We start from the raw sequence: 21,795 nt of genomic DNA, 5'->3' as shown, positions 1-21,795 counted from the left end.
GTCATGGCCGCCGCAGCTGATGAACCGGGCCTGCGCGAGCGGAAACGCCTGGCCACCCGCCGGGAGATCCAGCGCGCGGTGCTCACCCTGTGTGCCCAGCGGAGTATCGACAAGGTGACGATCGACGAGATCAGCCGGGTGGCCGAGATCTCGCCGCGCACCTTCTTCAACTACTTCGCCTCCAAGGATTCCGCTCTGGTCGGCGACGAACTGGAGCTGGCCTGCGACGCCGACATCGAGCGGTTCATCACCGCGGGCGCCGGTGCCGATGTGATGACCGACCTGGCCACCCTCATCGGCCGGAGCCTGCAGAACACCGACGGCGACCGCGAGATCCACGAGCTGCGGCGCGCGGTGATGAAAGACAACAGCCACCTGTTCACCATGCGGATGGCCACCCTGCGCAACTTCGAAGCCGGCCTGCAGCAGATCGTGGAGCGCCGGCTCACCGCCGACGACCCGCACCTGGGCGAGGACCCCCGGGCCCTGGCCCAGCGGGCGCTGCTGCTCACCCTGATCGCCATGGCCGCCACCCGGCACGCCTGGCGATGCTGGGCCGAAGCGGATGATTGCACCCCGCTCTCGGCCTGGGTCGCCAAATCCTTTCAGGAGCTGTACACCGTGACCTCTCCGACCGACTAAGCTTGGATGCTGTGTCACCGGGCGTCTTTCGCAAGGAAGTATTCGGTCTCACGCCGCCTTAGCTCAGTTGGTAGAGCGATTCACTCGTAATGAATAGGTCATCAGTTCGATTCTGATAGGCGGCCCCATCAAGGATCGGAAGCCTCACGGCCCCGGTCCTTTTCTCGTTCCCGGCACACGCATCCGGTCGGCCCGACGTGGGTTGGGCCGCGATAGGGTCGAGGCGTGGCTGACTGGACCGAACACGTGATCTGGTGGCACGTGTACCCACTGGGTTTCGTGGGCGCCGACACCACCGGGGTCGACCGCACCCCCACGCACCGGCTGCGCCAGATCGAATCCTGGCTGGACTACCTGCTCGACCTCGGCGCCAACGGCTTGGCCCTCGGCCCGGTCTTCGCCTCGAGCACCCACGGCTACGACACCATCGACTACTTCCAGGTGGACCCGAGGCTGGGCGACACCGCCGACCTCGAGCACCTCATCGCCGAGTGCGGCCGGCGCGGCATCCGGGTGATGCTCGACGGTGTGTTCAACCACGTGGGCCGGGAATTCGCCCCGCTAAGAACGGCCCTGGCCGACCCGGCCGCGCCCGAGAACGCCCTGTTCCGCCGCAGCGAGACCGGCGAGCTGGTGGCCTTCGAGGGTCACGACGCCCTGGTCACCCTCAACCACGAGAACCCGGCCGTCACGAACCTGGTCACCGAGGTGATGACTTACTGGCTCGACCGCGGCATCGACGCCTGGCGGCTCGACGCGGCCTACGCGATGCCAGCGGAGTTCTGGGCGGGCGTGCTGCCGAGGGTGCGCGAGCGGCACCCCGAGGTGTACGTGATGGGCGAGGTGCTGCACGGCGACTACGCCGGCTTCGTCGCCGCATCCGGGGTCGACACCGTCACCCAGTACGAGCTGTGGCAGGCGATCTGGCACGCGATCGACGAACGCAACTTCTTCGAACTGGACTGGGCGCTCACCCGGCACACCGCGTTTCTCGGCTCCTTCGTGCCGTACACCTTCGTGGGCAACCACGACGTGACCCGGCTGGCCAGCCAGATCTCTGACGAGCGCCACCACCCGCACGCCCTGGTGCTGCTGCTCACCCTGGGCGGCACCCCGGCGATCTACTACGGCGACGAACGGGGCCTCCAAGCCGTGAAGGAGCAGCGCGCCGGCGGCGACGACGCCATCCGCCCCGCCTACCCGGCGACTCCGGCCGAGCTGCCGCCCGCGGACCAGGAACCCCTCGCCGCGGCCACCTTCACGCTGTACCAGGAACTGATTGGCCTGCGCCGCCGGCACCCGTGGCTGCACACGGCGACGAGCAAGCCGTTGGCACTGACCAATACCGCCTACGTGTACGAGGTGACCGACGGCATCCACCGCCTGGTCGTGGCGCTCAACCTGAGCGACGAGGCCCTGCCGGTGACCACGGATGCTGAGCGTCTCGCCGGCACCGCCGACCGCACCCCGGCCGGGCACACGGTGCCGCCGCACGGCTGGGCGATCCTCGGCTGACCCCGGCTCGCTGGCACCGGCACCCACGCGCATGGTTGACTCGAGGCATGGCTGACACAGGGCGCGAACGGGTCGAAACGGATGCGCGGGCGCGCGGACTCGAGATCGACATCGTCGAGCGCCCTGCCGCCGACAGCCTCGAGAGTGCGGCCCGGCTGCTGGGTCTGGAGCCGTGCGGCATCGTGAAGTCGCTCGTGGTGAAGCGCCACGACGGGGACTACATCTTCGTGCTCGTGCCCGGCGACCGGCAGATCAGCTGGGCCAAGCTGCGTGCACTCGTGGGCGTGAACAAGCTCTCCCTGCCGCACGAAGACCTGGCACTGGCCGCTACCGGCTACTCCCGCGGCACCATCACCCCGTTGGGCAGCAGCACCGCCTGGCCGGTGTTCGCCGACGAGCGGATGCGCGGCACCCGGGTGGCCATGGGCGCGGGGGAGCAGGGTTACTCCGCGTTCGTCGACGCCGACAAGCTGATCGCCGCCTACGACGCCACGGTGGCCGACATCACCGACGAGCTCAAGCCGCGCTCCTAGGGGGTCCCTGGCCCGCGAACTGAGAGAAAAGCACCGAAAAACCGCCGTGGCTGGTGCTTATCTCACGGTTCGCGGGCATTTAAGCTGGGGTCATGGCTGATGAGCGCACCCGGACTAGTCCGCCCGCCGTGGGGCGCGGTCGGCGCGTGCTGCTGCTCGGCGCACTTCTGGTGATCGTGATCGGCGGCATCGTGGCGGTGGTGGCCGCCGTGGTCGGTTCTGGCGCCGCATCCACCGCGTCACTGGTGCCCACCCTGCCGCCGGCAACGTCGGCGCCCGCCGCATCCGCCGCGCCCGCCACGTCAGCTGCGCCCGCCGACTCTTCGACGGCGCCCGCGGGGCCCGACGTCGCCGTGTTCCTCGGCGACTCCTACACCCAGGGGTGGGGCGCCTCGAATCCGACCATGAAGTGGTCGACGCTCGTGGCCCACGACGCCGGCTGGACCGAGGTCAACGAGGGCCAGGGCGGCACCGGGTACGTCAGCATGGCCGGGGTCGCCAGCTGCGGTCAGGACAACTGCCCCACCTACCCGGACCGGGTGGCCGGCATCGTCAGCGCCGCCCCCGACATCGTCGTGATCGCCGGCGGCCAGAACGACCGCTGGGCGCTCGCCACGGATCCCGATCTGGTGCGGGCCGCCGTCGACACGACGTTCAGGCTCCTCAGGGCAGGCCTACCGAACGCCCGGCTCATCGCGGTGGGACCGTCCACCGCCGAACCCGCCACCGCCATGATCACCGATCTGGATGCCTGGGTGCAGGCCGCCGCGGACCGGGTCGACGCCGAGTACGTGAGCCTGCTCGACCCCGTGGTCATACAGAGCGACATGGTGACGGCCGACGGGGTGCACGTCAATGACGCCGGCCACCGGGCGATCGCGGACCGGGTGCTGGCCACGGTCCTGGCTCCCGCGGATTGAGCCGCGCCGACTGAGCAGGGGCGGACTGAGCAGCGCCGACTAGCGCGGCAGACGCCGGTCTTTGACCAGCAGCACCACGAACACGTAGGCGCCCACCAGCTGCCAGAGCGCCCGGAACAACAGGTCGGTGGGGGAATTGCGCACGGCGAACTCGGGCCGGGCGGCCGGCTGACGCAGTGGGATCGGTAGCGGAGTGTCGAAGCGGGGCGCGGCCCGCCGTGGCGGTGTAGGGATGCGACGCACGGCCCGCAGCTGCGGGGTCGTGCTCCGGGCCAGAAGCAGATTCTCGCTCACAGTCGTCAGCGTAGGCGGCCCCGGTGACGGCCCGGCAAACGACAGGTGACGGCTTACTCCGCGGGCTTGTTACTCCGCTTACTCCCCGGGCTTGCCCGGCCGCACGGCGGCGGTGTCTGCCACGTCGATGCGCTTCACGCCGTCGGACTGCTCGTCCACGCTCACCCGTTTCGCAGAATCCGCTTCGCTGGCCTTTGGCGCGGTGGTGAGCTGGTCGTGGCGCTTCTCGTCGAAGGTCTTTTCATCCATGACCGGCACAATAACACGACGATCTGGTGGGCGAGCGAGCAGAGTCGCTAGGCTCGACGCATGACTGATGCACTCCGCTGGGGAATCCTGGCCACGGGCGGAATCGCCCACCAATTCGCCGGCGACCTCGTGAAGAACGGCTTCACCGTGCAGGCCGTGGGCTCCCGCAGCCAGGCGTCGGCGGATGCCTTCGCCGCCGAGTTCGGCATCCCCAACGCTCACCCCAGCTACGAGGCCCTCGTGGCCGACCCCGAAGTCGACATCATCTACGTGTCGACCCCGCACCCGTTCCACGCGGCCAACGCCACCCTGGCCCTCGAGGCCGGCAAACACGTGCTCGTCGAGAAGCCGATCACCCTCAACGCCGCCGAGGCCCGTGCCGTCGTGGCGCTGGCCGAGAGCAAGAAGCTGCTCGTTCTCGAGGCCATGTGGACCCGGTTCCTGCCGCACATGGCGCGCATCCGCGAGATCCTCGCCGCCGGCACCCTCGGCGACGTGCACTCCCTCATCGCCGACCACACCCAGGACCTGCCCGACGACCCCAACCACCGCATCAACTCGCTGGCGCTCGGCGGCGGCGCGCTGCTCGACCTCGGCATCTACCCGGTGTCGTTCGCGTCGGCGCTGTTCGGCCCGCCCGAGACCATCCTCGCGTCGGCCACCTTCAAAGACACCGGGGTGGATGCCCAGGTCGCCACGATCTTCCGTTACCCGGGCGGCCAGATCGCCTCGCTGCTCTCCGCGAGCGACACCAAGGGGCCCAACACCGCCAGCATCCTCGGCACCGAGGGGCGCATCGACATCGACGAGGTCTGGTACTCGACTACCTCGTTCCGCGTCTACAACGCTGCCAACGAGGTCGTCGAGTCCTACGAGACGCCGTCGATCGTCGGCAGGGGCATGCACTTCCAGGCGGCGGAGGCCGAGCGGCTCGTGGCGGCCGGCCAGCTCACCAGCGACCTGCTCACCGCGACCGAATCCGTGCAGATCATGGAGACCCTCGACGCCATCCGCGCCCAGATCGGCCTGGTCTACCTCGGCGACTAGGGTGCATCCGTCGGCCGCCGCGCGGCGCGGTCGCGGCGCGCGAGGCGCCTGACGTGAAACCACAAACCGTGCGCCGCTCGGACCGGGTTCCCACCCTCGCTCGGTAACATGCGTTGGTGGATACACCAGACCCAACCGTGCCTGAGCAGGGTGAACCCTCGGGCGAGGCAACGCAGCCGACCGAGCTTCTCGGTTCACACCCGGGCGAGACGGATGCAGCGGCACCAGCCGCCGCCCCGGCCCCCGCAGCCCTCCCCACAGACCCCGCCGCCCCGTCTCCGGCCCGGCGCCTCCGCCTGATCATCGCCGCGGCCGTGGCGTTCGTGCTGCTCGGCAGCGGCGCCGTCTGGGCGGGCACGGCCAGCGGCGGTACGGCCGAGCCCGTGGCGCTGGCCGCCCCCACAGCATCCGCGACACCGACCCCCACGCCCACGCCGGACGCCCCTGAACTGCGCCCAGCCCCGGCCGTGGCCACCGTCGCCAGCCCGCTGCGCACCTGTTCGGTTGCGGACCTCGCGGCGGACTCCCGGCTGGGCGAGTTCCAGGCTCAGGTGGTCAACGCCGAGACCGGCGAGATCCTCTTCGACCGCGGCGGCAGCACCGCATCCCGGGCCGCCAGCGTGCTCAAGGTGCTCACCTCCGCCGCCGCGCTGAGCGTGCTCGGCCCGGACTACCGTGCCACCACCACCGTGGTGGCCGGCAGCGAACCCGGCCAGGTGGTGCTGGTCGGCGGCGGCGACCTCACCCTCTCGAGCACACCCACCGGCGACGAGTCGTTCTACGGCGGCGCCGCGCACCTCGACGCCCTCGCCGAGCAGACCCGCGCCGCGATGGGCGACACCGCGATCACCTCGGTTGTGCTGGACTCCTCCTACTTCGGCGACCCGGGCTGGGAGCCCAGCTGGGATCGCAAGGAGCAGACCGACGGCTACATGCCGCTGATCACCGCCCTGCAGGTGGACGGCGACCGCGACAACCCCTACAACAGCACCTCCGCCCGCAGCGACGACCCGGTCGCCAGAGCCGGGGCCGCGTTCGCCGACGAGCTCGGCGGCGTGAGCGTGAGTCTCGGCACCGCCCCGGCCGGCGCGAGCCCGCTCGCCTCGGTGCAGTCCCAGCCGGTGTCCACCCTGATCCAACAGTCGCTGATCGTCTCGGACAACGCCATCGCCGAGATGCTCGGCCGCCTGGTGGCCGTGGAGGGCGGCGCCGGCAACAACTTCGGCGCCATCCAGCCCGCCGTGCTCGCCGGGCTGGCCGAATACGGCATCGACACCGCGGGCATCCGCATCGCCGACGGATCCGGACTCTCCGACAACAACGCCGTCCCGCCCGCCTACCTCACCAAGCTGTTCCAGAAGATCAACGCCCGCGAGGGCAGCCTCGGCGTGATCTTCGACGGCCTGCCCGTCGCCGGCGGCAGCTCGGGGTCGCTGTCTTACAGCGACAGGTTCAGCGGCGCCAACGCGGATGCCGATGGCGCCGTTTTCGCCAAGACCGGCTGGATCGACACCGGCTACACCCTCTCCGGCATCATCAACGCCGGCGACGGCAGCACCCTCACCTTCGCCGTATACGCGCTGGGTGATGTGGGTGATAATGCGAAGCAGGCGATCGACACCATCACGACGGGGTTTTTCCGCTGCGGAAACAACCTCTCGAACAACTGATCCTCAACTGACAGGAGTGCCGCCGTGACCCGCGCACTGATCATCATCGACGTTCAGAACGACTTCACCGAGGGCGGAGCGCTCGCCGTCGAGGGCGGGGCAGCCGTGGCCGGCGCCATCAGCGCCCTGCTGGCGGCGCACCCGCACAGCTACGAGCACATCTTCGCCTCCCGCGACTGGCACGATGCCGAGGGCGGCAACAACGGCCACTTCGCCGTGGACGCCGAACCCGATTTCGTCGACACCTGGCCGGTGCACTGCGTGGCCGACACCGCCGGCGCCGAGTACCACCCCGCGCTGGTGATGCCGGAGTCGACCGTGCACATCCGCAAGGGCCAGGGCCAGCCGGGCTACTCGATCTTCGACGGCGTCGACGACGCCGGCACCAAGTTCGGTGAGCTGCTGATCGCCGCGGGGGTGACGGATGTCGACCTGGTCGGCCTGGCCACCGACTACTGCGTGCGGGCCTCAGGGCTCGACGCCCTCGCGCACGGCCAGCACGTGCGGGTGTTCACCAACCTCGTCGCCGGGGTGGCGCCGGGCTCGAGCGAGCAGGCACTGGCCGAACTCGCCCACGCCGGCGCTGTGCTGGCCACCTCGGAACTGGCCGCGCAGGCCTGAGCCCTCGCCGGCGCATCCGCTGCCGTCGCCCCGCGTTTCGCCGAGAGGGCAGTTGGGGTGCCTTGCGCGCCCCGGGACTGGCCTGAAGTGCCTTCTCGTGGGTAGGGCTTTCGCCGAGAGGGCAGTTGGGGTGCCTTGCGCGCCCCGGGACTGCCCTGAAGTGCCTTCTCGCCGACGGCGCGAACCGTTGGTGAGCCCGCGGGGGCGGCGCTTGCGAAGACAGTGAAGATTTTTCGTACCGGGTGCATCCGAACGGGGCACTCCACCGGAAGTAACGGGTAACGGGAAACCGACAGGTTCCCGCTCTCGTAATACTGACTGGAGGAAACCATGCGCAAGACCCTTGCCGTCGGCGTCGCAGCCGGCGCCCTTGTAGCCCTGGCGGGAATCGCCCCGGCGAACGCCGCCACCGATGTCGCCCAGCTCTCCGTGCTGCACGCGGTCCCTGGCCTCACCGTCGACGTGTACGTGAACGGCGACCTCACCCTGGACAACTTCGAACCCGGCGACCTCGCCGGGCCGCTCGAGCTGCCCGCCGGCACGTACACCGTGGCGATCACGGCGTCGGATGCCGCAGACGCGAGCTCGCCGGCCATCGGCCCGGTCGACCTTCCGTTGGAGGCAGGCAAGAACTACACCGCCGCCGCACACCTCGACGCGGCCGGGGCGCCCACCGCGACCCTGTTCACCAACGACATCAGCACCGTCGGTGCCGGCGAGGGTCGGCTCACTGTGCGTCACGTTGCCGCGGCTCCTGCCGTGGACATCCTGGCCGGCGGTGCCCCGGTGATCACCAACCTGAGCAACCCCGACGAGTCGCTGCTCACCCTGCCGGCCGGCACGGTGTCCGCGTCCGTGGCCGCAACCGGAACCACCGACCCGGTGATCGGCCCGGCTGACGTGAACGTTGCCGAGGGCACGAACACCATCGTGTACGCCTGGGGCAGCCTGACCGACAACAACCTGGCGCTCGCAGTGCAGACCGTCGGCGGACTGCACTCCAACCCCGACGGAGTCCCGGCCGGCAGCGCCGGACTGGTGGCCACCAACCAGCCGGCGGACAACTCCGGCTGGCTGCTCGGCGGCGCAGCCCTCGCCCTGCTCCTGGGCGTCGGCGCGGTAGCGCTCTACGGAACCCGACGCGCCGAGGCGCGGCGCTAACGGGCCGCCGAGAAGGATGGTGCGGGTCATGGTGAGCCTGTTCGGGTGGCCCACCCTGGCCCGCGCCGCACGTCCGGCGCAGCCCCGGCGCCGGGCCGGTTTCGGTCCGGTACTGGCGGGCGCGGTGTTACTGGGCCTGCTCAGCGGATGCGCGGCGCCGCTCACCACCATCGGCGGCACTGATCCTGCCGCCGGTGGCTTCACCGGCCTGGGCGGTCCGGCCGCAACCGGACTGCCCGGGGGAGCGCCGGGCGCCGGCCCCGACACCGGGGCCAGGTTCGGCTCGCGCTTCGGTCCCGGCACAGCCACCGGCGATGGCGACGCGTCCGCGCCGCCGTCCCGGGTGCCGTCCCCGGCCCCGGTGCCGCCGGCCGCGGTGCCCGAGGTGCCCCGCCAATCGACGTCGCTCTCGTCGCTGGCGGCCCCCGTCAGCGCCCCGGTGCGGGTGCGGGCGGCGTCGATCGGCATCGACATGTCGATCGAGGCGGTCGGCCTGGGCGAGGGCTCGGCCATGGCCCTGCCGGCGAACCCAGCGGTCGCCGCCTGGTACCGATACGGCCCCGGCCCCGGCAGCCCGGCCGGTGCCACCGTCGTCGCCGCGCACGTGGATTCCCTGGCCTACGACATCGGTCCGTTCGCCCAGCTGGCCGATGCCCCGGTCGGCACCGAAATCCTGGTGGACACCGCCGACGGTGCGACGCATCGGTACACCGTCGCATCCGTCGACAGCATCGAGAAGCCCACGGTGCCGTGGGCGAGCGTGTTCGATCGCACGGGGCAGCCCCGCCTCACCCTGGTGACCTGCGGCGGCGAGTTCGACTACGAAGCCCGCCGCTACCTGTCGAACGTGATCGTGACGGCGGTGCCTGCGCCATGAACTGCTCCGGGATCCGGTACCGAAAGCGACCCGAACGGGGTGTGCGCAAATCGGCCGGGCGTGGTTATGCTGGTCGCACTTGCGGGCCGGCCCAGGTCGGGTCGTGAGTGCTGAGATGGACACCCGCACGACGCGGTACCGATCCCGGAGGCAGCACGTCCACGTGAGCGCACCCTATCCGAACAGCACCGACGATGAGCGTGACCAGTCCAACCTGGTCGCCGGGTTCCGCGCGGGCGACGAACACGCCCTCGCGGAGGCCTACGCTCGCTGGTCTTCGTTGGTCTACACCCTGGCCGTGCGCTCGCTCGGCGACGCCGGCGAGGCCGAAGACGTCACCCAGAAGGTGTTCATCGCCGCCTGGCGCGGCCGGGCCGGCTTCGACGAGACCCGGGCGGCGCTGCCCGCCTGGATCGTGGGTATAGCCCGGCACGCCATCGCCGACGCTCACGAGGCCCGTGCCCGCCGACGGCGCCTCGAAGAGTCCCTGGTGGACGAGGCCGAGCTCTACATCGTTGATGAGTCCGCCGACGTGGCCGAACGGCTGCTGATCGGTGAGGAGCTCAACCGCCTCGAACCGGTGCCGCAGCGCGTGATGCGACTCGCGTTCTACGAGGACCTCACCCACGTGCAGATCGCCGATAGCCTCGGATTGCCGCTCGGCACCGTGAAAAGTCATATCCGTCGCAGCCTCACCCGGCTGCGCACCAGATTGGAGGCGAACGATGACGCATCTTGACCGCGACACGCTCGCCCTCGTCGCGCTCGCCGAGCTCGAGCTCAGCGCCGCCGAACGCGAGCACCTGGCCGCCTGCCCGGGCTGCACCGGTGAGCTGGATGCGCTGCGCCGCACCGTGTTGATCGGCCGCAGCGCCGGCAGCGTCGACCTCGTCACCCCGGCGGATGCGGTGTGGGGCCGCATCCACTCGGCTCTCGGCCTCTCCGACGCGGTGGCTACGCCGCCGCGGTTGGCCGCCGACGTGACCGGCAGTGCGCTCACCGACGCCGAACCGGCGATTGCCGACCAGAGCCTGTTCGCACCGCCCCCGGCCGAACCGACCGCTGCCGACCTGGCGGACCCGGCCGACCCGACGGGTGCCGGAACCGGCCCGGAGGCCGGCGTTCCGGGCGCCGCGGCGGAGGGACCGGAGCGAGGCCGGGCGCCCGTCACGGATCTGCGCATCCGCCGGCGTCGGCGCTCGTGGGTGCCCGTGGCCGCTGCGGCCTGCGCGGTCGGCCTCGTGGGCGGCGTCGCCGGCGGAGCCTGGTGGCAGTCGACCCGCGCTCCGGCGCCGGAGACCGTGATCGCCCAGGCCCAGCTCGACGCGTTGCCCGGCTGGACGGCGAGCGGCAGCGCCCTGGTGGAGGAGGCCGCCGACGGCCGCCGTGAGGTGGTGGTGGACCTGGACGACGCCGACGCTGACGGGCTGCGCGAGGTGTGGCTGCTCACCGCCGACGCCACCGGGCTGGTGAGCGTGGGGCTGCTCGACGGGTCCTCCGGCCGGTTCAGCATTCCGGCGGGCGTCGACCTGGCCGAGTTCCCGGTGGTGGATGTCTCGGCCGAACCCGCCGACGGCAACCCGGCCCACTCGGGTGACTCGATCGTGCGCGGCACCCTGAACACCCTCTAGCCCCGTCGCTCCGGCGCGAGCCGGCGAGAGGACAGTTGCGGCCAGTCTGCGCGCCCCCAACTGGCCTCAACTGACTTCTCGCGAGCCGGGATTGCCGCGACCCACCCGAGCGGGGGATTGTGACCCGCCCGACCGGGGATCAGGATGGCGACATGGCGTCTCCTCCCGCATCCGTTCGCCCCGCCGTGCTCGGCACCGACCGTGGTCAACCGCGTCGGTCGTGGTGGCTGGGCCTGCTGATCGTCGGCTGGTTCAACCTCCTGTCGGCGCTGAGCGGTGGGATCGGGCTGCTCTTCGCCAACGGGCTGGGCATGCCGCTGTATCTCCTCGACGACAGCCCGTTTGACTCCTTCATCGTCCCTGGGCTCATCCTGCTGCTGATCGTGGGCGGCACCCAGGCGCTGGCCGTGCTGCTTCAGCACCGGCGGCATCCGTGGTTCCCCGCCGCGGCCGGAGTCGCCGGGTTCGGCATGATCATCTGGATCTACGTGGAAGTGGCGCTCCTGCCCGGCTACGCGTTCCTGATGACGTTGTACTTCTCGACCGCGGTGCTGCAGCTGGTGTTCCTTCTGCTCTGCCTGGGCATCCTGCCGGCCGGGAGAGCCTCGGACCGACCGAAATAGGGCTGGCCCGTGCAGCACGGCACGCTCCGGCGGAGCGCGAGTAGGTTTGACGGTGACGACTTCAGGAGGAATTTGTGGCGCACGTAACCGAAGCAGAGCTGCTCCAGCACGTACCCAACGAGCTGTACATCAACGGGCAGTGGGTGCCCGCCGCCGACGGGAACACCCTCACCGTGCACGACCCGGCCACGGGCAAGGTGATCAAGACCATCGCCGACGCCGGAGTCGCCGACGGCCTGGCCGCTCTCGACGCCGCCGTCGAAGCCCAGGATGCCTGGGCCGCCACCCCGCCGCGGGTGCGCGGAGAGGTGCTGCGCCGCAGCTTCGAGCTGCTGCAGGAGCGCAAACACGAGTTCGCACTGCTGATGACGCTCGAGATGGGCAAGCCGCTCGCCGAGGCGTACGGCGAGGTCGCCTACGGCGGCGAATTCCTGCGCTGGTTCAGCGAGGAGGCCGTGCGCATCACCGGCCGGTACGGCACTAACCCCGAGGGCACCGGCCGCATGATCGTGTCGCAGCACCCGGTCGGACCCAGTTTCCTGATCACCCCGTGGAACTTCCCGCTGGCGATGGCGACCCGCAAGATCGCGCCGGCGCTCGCGGCCGGGTGCACCGTGGTGATCAAGCCCGCCGAGCTGACCCCGCTCACAACGCTGTACCTGGTCAAGCTGTTCGAGGAGGTCGGCCTGCCCGCCGGCGTCGTCAACGTGCTCACCACCTCCACCTCCGCGGCCGTGTCCGGGCCGATCATCGCCGACCCCCGGCTGCGCAAGCTCAGCTTCACCGGGTCCACCGGCGTCGGCCAGAAGCTCATCGCGCAGTCCGCGCAGAACGTGCTGCGCACCTCGATGGAGCTCGGCGGCAACGCCCCGTTCCTGGTGTTCGAGGACGCCGACATGGACCGCGCCGTCGAAGGCGCCCTGGCCGCGAAGTTCCGCAATGTGGGCCAGGCCTGCACGGCCGCGAACCGGTTCATCGTGCACCGCGACGTGGCCGAGGAGTTCGCCCGCCGGGTCACCGAGGCGGTCAGCGATTTCACCGTGGGCCGCGGCACCGAAACCGGCGTCAAGATCGGCCCGCTGATCAACGCGGATGCCGTGACCAAGGCCGACACCCTCGTGCAGGACGCCCTCGGCCGCGGCGCGACGCTGCTCACCGGCGGTCGGGCCCTGGAGCGGGCGGGCACGTTCTACGAACCCACCGTGATCAGCGGCGTGAAGCCGGGCAGTGCCATCCTGCGTGAAGAGATCTTCGGCCCGGTGCTGTCGATCGTGCCGTTCGACGACGAGGACGACGCCGTGCGGATCGCCAACGACACCGAGTACGGGCTGGTCAGCTACGTGTTCACCCAGGATCTCGCCCGCGGGCAGCGGATGATCGAGCGGCTGCAGACCGGCATGATGGGGCTGAACATGGGTGTGGTCTCCAACGCCGCCGCGCCGTTCGGCGGGGTCAAGCAGTCCGGCCTCGGCCGGGAGGGCGGCACCGAGGGCATCCACGAGTACCTCTCCACCAAATACACCCTCACCCCCGACCCGTTCATCGACTACGACTAGGCCCGCGCCCATCCGCGAACCGTGAGTTAAGCACCGAAAACCCGCGATTTCAGGGGCTTAGCTCACAGTTCGCGGGCCGTGGCAGGGTCGTTAAGCTCGGGGGGTGCCAATTGTTGAGATCCATGACCTGAGCGACCCCCGGCTGGGCGACTACACCCGGTCGACGGATGTGGCGCTCAAGAAGGCGCGCGACACCGAGCACGGCCTGTACATCGCCGAGTCCGCGCTGGTGCTCGAACGAGCGCTCGGCGCGGGGCACCGTCCCCGCTCCGTGCTCACCCTGGCGAACACCCTCGATGAAGCCCGGGCGCTCGTCGGCGACGACGTGCCGATCTTCGTGGGCGCGGGGGAGCTGCTGACCGAGCTCACCGGGTACGTGCTGCACCGCGGCCTGATCGCGGCGATGCACCGGCCCGCGCTACCCGAACCGGCCGCGCTGCTGGCCGATGCCCGGCGCATCCTGATTCTCGAGAACGTCACAGACCCCACCAACGTCGGGGCCATCTTCCGCTCGGCCGGCGCGATCGGTGCCGACGCGATCCTGGTCACCCCGCGCTGCTCCGACCCGTTCTACCGCCGTGCCATCCGGGTGTCGATGGGCACCGTCCTGCAGGTCCCGTGGACCCGGGTCGGCGACTGGACCAGCACCCGGCACCTGCTCGACGAACACGGTTTCCACGTCGCCGCACTGGCGCTGACCCCGAAAGCGGTGAGCCTCCGCGATTTCCACGGCGAACAGCACGCCCGCCTGGCGCTGCTCCTCGGCGCGGAGGGGGAGGGACTCACGGCCGAGGCGCTCGCCGCGGCGGACTCCGTGGTGCAGATCCCGATGAAACACGGCATCGACTCCCTAAACGTGGCGGCGGCCAGCGCCGTCGCCATGTGGGCACTTTCCAGCTGACTGTCGTGGGACTCCGAGCCCGCCGTCATCTGTTGTTTACGCACGGGCGTTCTCTGGAACGTGTTCGAAACAAAGTGTTGCTCGGGGTGTAACAGAGCCCTGCCAATGTGGCTTCTACCCGACGCGACTCCTGCGTCCGTGCAGAGAGGTTTTTCACGATGGATCAAGGCAATACTGCTTTCATATTGATTTCCGCGGCGCTCGTCCTGTTGATGACGCCGGGTCTGGCGTTCTTCTACGGCGGACTGGTCAAGGCCAAGAGCGTCATCAGCATGATGATGATGAGCTTCGGCGCGCTCGGGCTGATCGGAGTGCTCTGGGTGATCTACGGCTACGCGATCGCGTTCCCGGGATCCGAGGGCACCGTGGCGCCGTGGGCGATCGACTGGTCCAACATCGGCCTGACCGCCGCCCTGGAGATCCCGGAGGGCGCCGCTTACCCGCCGCTCGCCTTCGTCGCCTTCCAGGCCACGTTCGCCATCATCACGGTCGCGCTGATCTCCGGTGCGATCGCCGACCGCGCCAAGTTCGGCTCCTGGATGATCTTCGCCGCGATCTGGGCGACCGTCGTCTACTTCCCCGTCGCCAGCTGGGTCTTCAACTTCGGCCTGGCCGAGGACGGCAGCTTCTCCTACGGCGGCTGGATCACCCACGGCCTGCAGGATGTCTTCGGCCTCGGCGCGATCGACTTCGCCGGTGGAACCGCCGTGCACATCAACGCCGGTGCCGCCGCTCTCGCCCTCGCCCTGGTGCTCGGCAAGCGTGTCGGCTTCCAGAAGGGCGTCAACGTTCCTCACAACCCGCCGTTCGTGCTCCTCGGCGCCGGCCTCCTGTGGTTCGGCTGGTTCGGCTTCAACGCCGGCTCCGAGCTGGCCGCTGACGGCACCGCGGCCCTCGCGTTCGTCAACACCATCGCCGCCCCGTCCGCTGCCCTGCTCGCCTGGCTCGTGGTCGAAAAGGTGCGCGACGGCAAGCCGACCTCGGTCGGCGCCGCATCCGGTGCTGTCGCGGGTCTGGTCGCCATCACCCCCGCCTGCGGCTCGCTGCAGCCGATCTGGGCGATCCTGCTCGGTGTGATCGCCGGTGCGGTCTGCGCCATCGCCGTCGACCTCAAGTTCAAGCTGGGCTTCGATGACTCGCTCGACGTCGTGGGCATCCACCTGGTCGGTGGCCTCATCGGCACCCTCTACCTGGGCTTCTTCGCCAACGGCACCGGCCTGTTCCTGGGCGGCGACGGCACCCAGCTGCTCGTGCAGGCCATCGCGGCGTTCTCGGTTCTCATCTACTCGTTCGTCCTCGCCTTCGCCATCGCCTTCGTCATCGAGAAGACCATCGGCTTCCGCGTCAAGAACGAAGACGAAATCGCGGGCATCGACTCGGTCGTCCACGGCGAAGAGGGCTACGTCCTCACCGACGCCAAGGTCTGAGTCACCGAGGCCTCCGAGTAGCCAAGTCCCACGTAACACCGAGATGTGCTGGATGGTTGAATTGCGAACCATCCAGCACATCTGTGTGTCGGCCGGCCGATGAGCATCGCGGCCGAAGAAGACGGCGTCGACGCGGACGGGGTGCCGCCCCGCAGCATCAGGTTCGCCGACCTGCCCCGCCAGAGCTTGGACCAGGGCAGAGGCAGCGCCCGCGAGGTTTGGGCCGATCTCGACCCCGACCTCACCCTGCGCTGGCAACTCCGGGTGCTCGAGATCAAGGACTCCACGGGCCTGCTGGTCGGGCCGGCCGGCACCCATCACTTCGTGGTCGGGCTCGCCGGGCCCCAGGTCGCGGTGCGCAACACCGAGTCGAGCCGGGTGCTCCGGCGTGACCACGTCATGCCGGTGCTGTCCGCCACGGTGTACTTCGAGCGGCCCAAGCTGCGACCCCCTGGGGCGAGTTCGCTCATCGTGCTGACCTTCGCCGCCGGCACCGAGCCGCCCGAGTTCGCCATCCGCACGACCCCGCCCGACACCGCTTTGGCCGCGGGAACGCAGCTGCTGCTGACACTGCGGGGGACCGTGCGGGTGGACGGGGTCGAGGCCGCACCCGGGACGGCGCTGCTGCTGGATCCCAACCGGAGCCATCCTCTGCAGGCCGCGTCTGCACAGCTGCTCACCGTGCATCGGCCGGGATCGCAGCCGGAGCCATAGGCTGGGGGCATGAGCAATGATGCCGTCATCGTCGATGTTGTCCGCACGCCGTCCGGCCGGGGTAAGCCCGGCGGCGCGCTCAGCGGGGTGCACCCAGCCGACCTGCTCGGCGGGGTTCTGAAAGACCTGGTCAACCGCAACAACCTCGACCCGGCGCTGGTCGATGACGTGATCGGCGGATGCCTGACCCAGGTGGGCGAGCAGAGCACCAACATCACCCGCACCGCGCTGCTCAGCGCCGGGTTTCCCGAATCGGTGCCCGGCACCACCATCGACCGGCAGTGCGGCTCCAGCCAGCAGGCCGCCACCTTCGCGGCGCAGGGCGTGATCGCCGGCAGCTACGACATCGTCATCGCCTGCGGCGTCGAGTCGATGAGCCGCATCCCGCTCGGTTCCGCGGGCGGACCCACCCCGCCCGGCGGCTCCGACGCGGCCGGCCGCACCGAAGGTTGGGGCTCACCCACGGCCTGGTCGGCGATCGCCAGCCAGGACCCGCACGGGCGCCTGATGCACGCCCGCTACCCGCAGGGTCTGGTGGGCCAGGGCGTCTCCGCCGAGCTGATCAGCGCCACCTGGGGTCTCACCCGCACCGAAGTCGACGAGTACGCCGCGCGGTCGCACCGCCTCGCCGCGGCCGCCGCCGACCGGGGCGACTTCGACGCGGCACTGCTGCCGGTGACCCTCGCCGACGGCCGCCAGGTGGTCGGCGACGAAACCATCCGCCGCCGAAGCACCGTCGAAACCCTCGCCGACTTGCCGCTCGCGTTCCGCACCGACCAGCTCGCCGCGCGGTTCCCCGAGGTGAACTGGCAGATCACCGCCGGCAACTCCTCGCCGCTCACCGACGGCGCCTCCGCGGCCCTGATCATGAGCGCCAGCCGCGCCGCCGCGCTCGGCCTCACCCCGCGGGCCCGGTTCCACAGCTTCGCGGTCACCGGCAGTGACCCGCTGCTGATGCTCACCGGCGTGATCTCCGCCACCCGGCGCATCCTGGCCCGCAGCGGCCTCAGCATCCACGACCTGGACGCCTACGAGGTCAACGAGGCCTTCGCCTGCGTGCCGCTGGTCTGGCAGCGCGAACTGCACGCCGACCTCGACAAGCTCAACGCCCACGGCGGCGCGATCGCGCTCGGCCACGCGCTCGGCTCCTCGGGCACCCGTCTGCTCGGCACCCTGCTCGGCAGCCTCGAAGCCGGCGGCGGCCGGTACGGACTGCAGACCATGTGCGAGGGCGGCGGCATGGCCAACGCCACCATCATCGAACGGCTCTGATGCGCATCGACGGATGCTCCGCCCTCGTCACCGGCGCCGCCTCCGGCCTCGGCCTGGCCACCGCGCAGGCCCTGCACGCGGCCGGCGCACAGGTGGTGCTCTTCGACCTGCCCGGCACGGCGGGGCCGGAACGGGCGGCGGAGCTGACTGCGGCCATATTCCGCTCCGGGGATGTAACGGTTGAGGCCGATGTGCAGGCCGCGGTGGATGCCGCCGCCGCCCTGGCCCCGATGCGCATCGTGGTCAACTGCGCGGGCATCGCACCCGCAGCCCGCGCCGTGGGACGGCAGGGACCGCTGCCCCTGGCCGACTTCGAACGCGTGCTGCGGGTGAACCTCCTCGGCACCTTCAACGTGGTGCGCCTGGCCGCCGCGGCCATGCAGGCCACCGAGCCGCTCGGGGCCGGGGACGGAATCGCTGCCGGCACCCCGGAGCGCGGCGTGATCGTGAACACGGCATCCGTCGCTGCCTTCGACGGGCAGATCGGCCAAGCAGCGTATGCCGCGTCGAAGGGCGGGGTCGCGGCGATGACCTTGCCGTTGGCTCGGGAGTTCGCCCGCTCGCTGATCCGCGTGGTGACCATTGCGCCGGGCCTGTTCGACACCCCGCTGCTGCGGGGTCTGCCGGAGGAGGCCCGGGCCTCGCTCGGCGCCCAGGTGCCGCACCCGGCCCGGCTTGGCGACCCGGCCGAGTACGCCGCCCTGGTGCGCCACATCGTGGAGAACCCGATGCTCAACGGTGAGACCATCCGCCTCGACGGCGGCATCCGGATGGCGCCCCAGTAGCGGTGCCGCCTGCCCGCCGCCGCCACTACACTCATCAGAAAAACCCCACGGGTCAGATACCACTCAGGGAAGGTGCCGGCGTTGACATCATTCGAGACCGAGCTGCATCGGGTCGTGCAACCGCGCGCCCGGGTGATCATCGACAACGACTTCTCCGGCGACCCGGACGGCCTCGTGCAGCTTGCCCACCACGTGCTGTCGCCGTCGGTGGAGATCCGCTCGATCATCGGTTCGCACCTGAAACCCGGCGACCCGTTCGACCCGTCAGAGCACACAGCCGACAACGCCGCCACGGCCGCCACCACCGTGCTGGAGCTGCTCGGCCGAGCCGGCACGATTCCGGTCCTGACTGGGTCGAACCAGGGGATGACCGACCCGCTCTCGCCCCTCCGCTCGGCCGCTACGGATGCCATCATCGCCGAGGCCATGCGCACCGACACCGACTTGCCGCTGTTCGTGGCCTGCGGGGCCGGTCTCACTGAGATCGCCAGCGCGTACCTGCTCGAGCCGCGCATCGCCACCAGGCTCACCCTGATCTGGATCGGCGGCCCCGAGCACGACGGCCTGGCGGTGCCGCCGCCGGGCTCACACGGGCCGGAGTACAACCTCGCCATCGACATCCCCGCCGCCCGGGTGATCTTCGACTCGTTCATGCCCATCTGGCAGGTGCCGCGCGACGCCTACCGGCAGACGCTGTTCTCCTGGGCCGAACTGCTCACGGATGTGCGCCCGCACGGCGCCATCGGCTCGCACCTCTACGACGCCCTCGCCCGCGTCGCCGTGATGGCCGGCAGCCACGGCCTGCACATCGGCGAGACGTACATCCTGGGCGACAGCCCGCTCGTGCTCCTGACCGCGCTGCAGTCGTCATTCGAGGCCGATCCCTCCTCGAGCGCCTACGTCACCCGCACGGTGCCGCGCATCCGGGCCGACGGGTCGTACGACGTGATCCCGCGGCAGGGCCCCCGGCCGATGCGGGTGTACACCCGGCTCGACCTGCGACTGCTCTTCGCCGACTTCACCGCCAAACTCGCCGGCCACGCCGCCGGCTGACTACAGGGCGACGGTCAGGAGCGGGCGCAGGTAGTTGCTCATCTCCTGGGCCATGTCCACGGCGTCGCGGCGGAGCAGCCACTGCACCTGCAGGCCGTCGCTCATGGCGATCATGCCGCGTGCGGCGCTGGGCGGGTCGATCCCGGCGGCCAGCTGGCCGGCATCCCGCATCGCGGTGAACGCTTCGGTGAGGAACGACTCAACCCAGATGTACCGTCGAACGAAATAGTCGTGGGCCGGATGCTCCGGCGAGGTGGCCTCGGCCGAGAGCACGCAGTGCAACTCCACCAGGCCCGGCTTCTCTCGGGCGTTGTAATCGATGAGCCGCACGAAGCCGCGGATGGTCTCGATACCGGCCGGGGCCGCCGTGTCGACGTACTCGGTCGCTCTGTCGTCGCGGAGTTCTAATACCCCGGCCAGGAGCTCATTCTTGTTCGAGAAGTGGTGCAGCAGACCGGCCTGGCTGATGCCGACCACCTCGGCGATCTCCCGGATCGAACCGCTGCGGAAACCGTTCGTGGCGAAGACGTCCATGCCGGCCTCGAGGATCTCCCGGCGCCGCGCCGCCGTCTTGGCATAGGCGCCGCGCGGCTTTCGGACCGTGCCGGTGGGGATCATGGCCCGACTCTATCGCGCTCGGTAACAATTTGGCGAAAACCTACCAACTGCTCGCTTTTCGTGTTAGCTTCTGTTTTCGAGGCGGCCCAACGAAGGACTGCACGTACCGAAAGGGAACACCGATGTTCCGATGGAAAAGCCTGACAGCGGTAGTCGCCGTTGCAGCTCTCGCCCTCACGGGTTGCTCCGCGAGCAGCTCGTCCTCCACTGAGTCAGACTCCAGCACCCTTACCCTGGGCCTTATCCTCCCTGCCACGACTTTCGAGGCAGCGAACATGAACTTCGCCAACGAGTCGCCCTACGGCCAGGCCGTGTACGACACCCTGCTCAAGGAGGACCCGGCCGGCGAACTGCTGCCGAGCCTGGCCACCGAGTGGTCCTACGACGACACCAACACGGTGCTCACCCTCACCCTGCGTGACGACGTGAAGTTCACCGACGGCACCGCCTTCAACGCGGATGCCGCGGCGCAGAACCTCACCCGCTTCCGCGACGGCACCTCGCCGAACAAGTCCTTCCTCGCCTCGCTCGGCTCCGCCACCGCGATCGACGAGACCACCGTGGAGCTCACCCTCACCCAGCCGGACCCCGCGCTGCTGCACTACCTGACCCAGAACGCCGGCATGCAGGGCAGCCCCGCCGCATTCGGCGCCGCCGACGCCAAGACCAACCCGGTCGGCTCCGGCCCGTACATCCTCGACACCGACAAGACCGTCGTGGGCACCTCGTACGAGTTCACTGCCAACCCCGACTACTGGGACAAGGACAGCGTGCACTACGACAACCTGTCCCTCAAGGTCTACGCCGACACCACGTCGATGCTCAACGCCGTCAAGGGCGGCCAGATCAACGGCGCCAAGCTCACCGACAACACCAACAACGCCGAGGTCGAAGCCGCCGGCTACACCCTCAACCCGTTCGAACTGGACTGGACCGGCCTGATCCTCTTCGACCGCGCCGGCACGCTGAACCCCGCCCTCTCCGACGTCAAGGTGCGCCAGGCCCTCAACTACGCCATCGACGGTCCGGCCATGCTCACCGCCGTCGGCGAAGGACTCGGCACCCCCACCACGCAGATCTTCCCGACCTCGTCTGCCGCCTACGACGAGAGCCTGGACGACCGCTACGCCTACGACCCCGACGAGGCCAAGAAGCTGCTCGCCGAGGCCGGCTACGCCGATGGCCTCACCCTGGACATGCCCAGCACCTCGCTCGGCAACCCGGCCGTCTTCACCCTCATCGAGCAGCAGCTCAAGGATGTCGGCATCACGGTGAACTACACCGACACCGGCACCAACTTCATCGCCGACATCCTCGCCCCCAAGTACGGGGTCACCTGGATGCAGCTGCAGCAGGACAACGACTGGGCGCTGATCAACTTCGAGCTCACCCCGAACGCCTCGTTCAACCCCACCAAGTACCAGGACCCGACGGTCGACGCCCTCGTCGCCACCATCGGCACCTCCACCGGTGACGAGGCCGACGCGGCGCTCAAGGAACTCAACGCCTACATCGTCGAGCAGGCCTGGTTCGCCCCGTGGTACCGCGTCGAGTCCAACTACGCCACGGATGCCAACACCAACGTTGAGACCCAGGTCGGCAACGCGTACCCCTACCTCTGGAACTTCACCCCCGCCTCCTAGGTAGCCCAGCCGGGCCGCGCTGTCGCGCGGCCCGGCCCTCCCG

The 21,795-nt window shown here is 70.0% G+C and carries 23 protein-coding genes and 1 tRNA gene; 21 read left to right on the top strand and 3 right to left on the bottom strand.

The window, feature by feature from the left end; all coding sequences use genetic code 11:
• The first annotated feature begins 3 nt into the window (after positions 1-3).
• The 5 genes from E3T61_RS09725 to E3T61_RS09705 all read left to right on the top strand — a co-directional run bounded on the left by E3T61_RS09725 (position 4) and on the right by E3T61_RS09705 (position 3,610).
• Entirely contained in the window at positions 4-642 is a 639-nt protein-coding gene (locus tag E3T61_RS09725) for a TetR/AcrR family transcriptional regulator (RefSeq protein ID WP_134640656.1), read from the top strand.
• A gap of 52 nt (positions 643-694) precedes the next feature.
• Positions 695-770 (top strand) — tRNA-Thr (locus tag E3T61_RS09720).
• Positions 771-867: 97 nt separating this feature from the next.
• Positions 868-2,157, top strand: a complete 1,290-nt coding sequence (locus E3T61_RS09715; protein WP_134640655.1) for an alpha-amylase family glycosyl hydrolase — start codon at positions 868-870, stop codon at positions 2,155-2,157.
• A gap of 47 nt (positions 2,158-2,204) precedes the next feature.
• A complete protein-coding gene (locus E3T61_RS09710) occupies positions 2,205-2,690 on the top strand; it encodes an aminoacyl-tRNA deacylase (RefSeq protein WP_134640654.1) in 486 nt (161 codons plus the stop codon).
• Between the two features lie 92 nt (positions 2,691-2,782).
• Complete coding sequence (locus E3T61_RS09705; RefSeq protein ID WP_134640653.1) at positions 2,783-3,610, top strand: SGNH/GDSL hydrolase family protein; 828 nt, start codon at positions 2,783-2,785, stop codon at positions 3,608-3,610.
• A 39-nt stretch (positions 3,611-3,649) separates the two neighbouring features.
• On the opposite strand, the gene E3T61_RS09700 is transcribed toward E3T61_RS09705, so the two are convergent.
• Complete coding sequence (locus tag E3T61_RS09700) at positions 3,650-3,904, bottom strand: hypothetical protein (protein WP_134640652.1); 255 nt, start codon at positions 3,902-3,904, stop codon at positions 3,650-3,652.
• A 78-nt stretch (positions 3,905-3,982) separates the two neighbouring features.
• Positions 3,983-4,153 carry a multidrug transporter gene (locus E3T61_RS09695; protein ID WP_134640651.1) on the bottom strand — a complete coding sequence of 57 codons (171 nt, stop codon included), beginning with the start codon at positions 4,151-4,153 and terminating at the stop codon, positions 3,983-3,985.
• A 60-nt stretch (positions 4,154-4,213) separates the two neighbouring features.
• Here E3T61_RS09695 and E3T61_RS09690 point away from each other — a divergent pair, with 60 nt between their 5' ends.
• The 15 genes from E3T61_RS09690 (at position 4,214) to E3T61_RS09620 (ending at position 19,491) form a co-directional block, all read left to right on the top strand.
• Complete coding sequence (locus tag E3T61_RS09690) at positions 4,214-5,200, top strand: Gfo/Idh/MocA family protein (protein WP_134640650.1); 987 nt, start codon at positions 4,214-4,216, stop codon at positions 5,198-5,200.
• A 116-nt stretch (positions 5,201-5,316) separates the two neighbouring features.
• Complete coding sequence (locus E3T61_RS09685) at positions 5,317-6,870, top strand: D-alanyl-D-alanine carboxypeptidase/D-alanyl-D-alanine-endopeptidase (RefSeq protein ID WP_241992489.1); 1,554 nt, start codon at positions 5,317-5,319, stop codon at positions 6,868-6,870.
• 24 nt (positions 6,871-6,894) lie between these two features.
• Complete coding sequence (locus tag E3T61_RS09680; protein WP_134640648.1) at positions 6,895-7,491, top strand: isochorismatase family protein; 597 nt, start codon at positions 6,895-6,897, stop codon at positions 7,489-7,491.
• Positions 7,492-7,821: 330 nt separating this feature from the next.
• Positions 7,822-8,652 carry a DUF4397 domain-containing protein gene (locus E3T61_RS09675; protein ID WP_134640647.1) on the top strand — a complete coding sequence of 277 codons (831 nt, stop codon included), beginning with the start codon at positions 7,822-7,824 and terminating at the stop codon, positions 8,650-8,652.
• Between the two features lie 28 nt (positions 8,653-8,680).
• Positions 8,681-9,529 carry a class F sortase gene (locus tag E3T61_RS09670; RefSeq protein ID WP_166793197.1) on the top strand — a complete coding sequence of 283 codons (849 nt, stop codon included), beginning with the start codon at positions 8,681-8,683 and terminating at the stop codon, positions 9,527-9,529.
• 163 nt (positions 9,530-9,692) lie between these two features.
• Positions 9,693-10,268: an RNA polymerase sigma factor gene (locus E3T61_RS09665; protein ID WP_241992488.1), complete on the top strand. Its 576-nt coding sequence runs from the start codon at positions 9,693-9,695 to the stop codon at positions 10,266-10,268.
• The gene (locus E3T61_RS09660; protein ID WP_134640644.1) at positions 10,255-11,160 is read left to right on the top strand and encodes an anti-sigma factor domain-containing protein; all 906 of its coding nucleotides are present in this window, start codon (positions 10,255-10,257) and stop codon (positions 11,158-11,160) included. Before E3T61_RS09665 ends, E3T61_RS09660 begins: the two co-directional genes overlap by 14 nt.
• A 152-nt stretch (positions 11,161-11,312) precedes the next feature.
• A complete protein-coding gene (locus tag E3T61_RS09655) occupies positions 11,313-11,783 on the top strand; it encodes a hypothetical protein (RefSeq protein WP_134640643.1) in 471 nt (156 codons plus the stop codon).
• A 74-nt stretch (positions 11,784-11,857) separates the two neighbouring features.
• On the top strand, positions 11,858-13,339 hold the full coding sequence (locus tag E3T61_RS09650) for an NAD-dependent succinate-semialdehyde dehydrogenase (protein ID WP_134640642.1): 1,482 nt from the start codon (positions 11,858-11,860) through the stop codon (positions 13,337-13,339).
• Positions 13,340-13,442: 103 nt separating this feature from the next.
• Positions 13,443-14,240: a TrmH family RNA methyltransferase gene (locus E3T61_RS09645; RefSeq protein ID WP_134640641.1), complete on the top strand. Its 798-nt coding sequence runs from the start codon at positions 13,443-13,445 to the stop codon at positions 14,238-14,240.
• Between the two features lie 158 nt (positions 14,241-14,398).
• Positions 14,399-15,667, top strand: a complete 1,269-nt coding sequence (locus tag E3T61_RS09640; RefSeq protein WP_134640640.1) for an ammonium transporter — start codon at positions 14,399-14,401, stop codon at positions 15,665-15,667.
• A gap of 99 nt (positions 15,668-15,766) precedes the next feature.
• Positions 15,767-16,381, top strand: coding sequence for a hypothetical protein (locus E3T61_RS09635; RefSeq protein WP_134640639.1), 615 nt, complete (start codon positions 15,767-15,769; stop codon positions 16,379-16,381).
• Between the two features lie 9 nt (positions 16,382-16,390).
• Positions 16,391-17,653 (top strand): thiolase family protein, encoded by a 1,263-nt coding sequence (locus tag E3T61_RS09630; protein ID WP_134640638.1) that lies wholly within the window; start codon positions 16,391-16,393, stop codon positions 17,651-17,653.
• Positions 17,653-18,438 (top strand): SDR family NAD(P)-dependent oxidoreductase, encoded by a 786-nt coding sequence (locus tag E3T61_RS09625; RefSeq protein ID WP_134640637.1) that lies wholly within the window; start codon positions 17,653-17,655, stop codon positions 18,436-18,438. Before E3T61_RS09630 ends, E3T61_RS09625 begins: the two co-directional genes overlap by 1 nt.
• 81 nt (positions 18,439-18,519) lie before the next feature.
• Positions 18,520-19,491, top strand: a complete 972-nt coding sequence (locus tag E3T61_RS09620) for a nucleoside hydrolase (protein ID WP_198418665.1) — start codon at positions 18,520-18,522, stop codon at positions 19,489-19,491.
• Here the strand turns inward: E3T61_RS09620 and E3T61_RS09615 are convergent, their stop codons facing one another.
• A complete protein-coding gene (locus E3T61_RS09615; RefSeq protein WP_134640635.1) occupies positions 19,492-20,109 on the bottom strand; it encodes a TetR/AcrR family transcriptional regulator in 618 nt (205 codons plus the stop codon).
• 275 nt (positions 20,110-20,384) lie between these two features.
• Here E3T61_RS09615 and E3T61_RS09610 point away from each other — a divergent pair, with 275 nt between their 5' ends.
• Entirely contained in the window at positions 20,385-21,752 is a 1,368-nt protein-coding gene (locus tag E3T61_RS09610; protein WP_241992487.1) for an ABC transporter substrate-binding protein, read from the top strand.
• The last annotated feature ends 43 nt before the right edge of the window (positions 21,753-21,795 follow it).

This window comes from Cryobacterium lactosi (assembly GCF_004403945.1).
GTDB lineage: Bacteria > Actinomycetota > Actinomycetes > Actinomycetales > Microbacteriaceae > Cryobacterium > Cryobacterium lactosi.
This window is presented reverse-complemented; position numbering and strand designations above follow the sequence as displayed.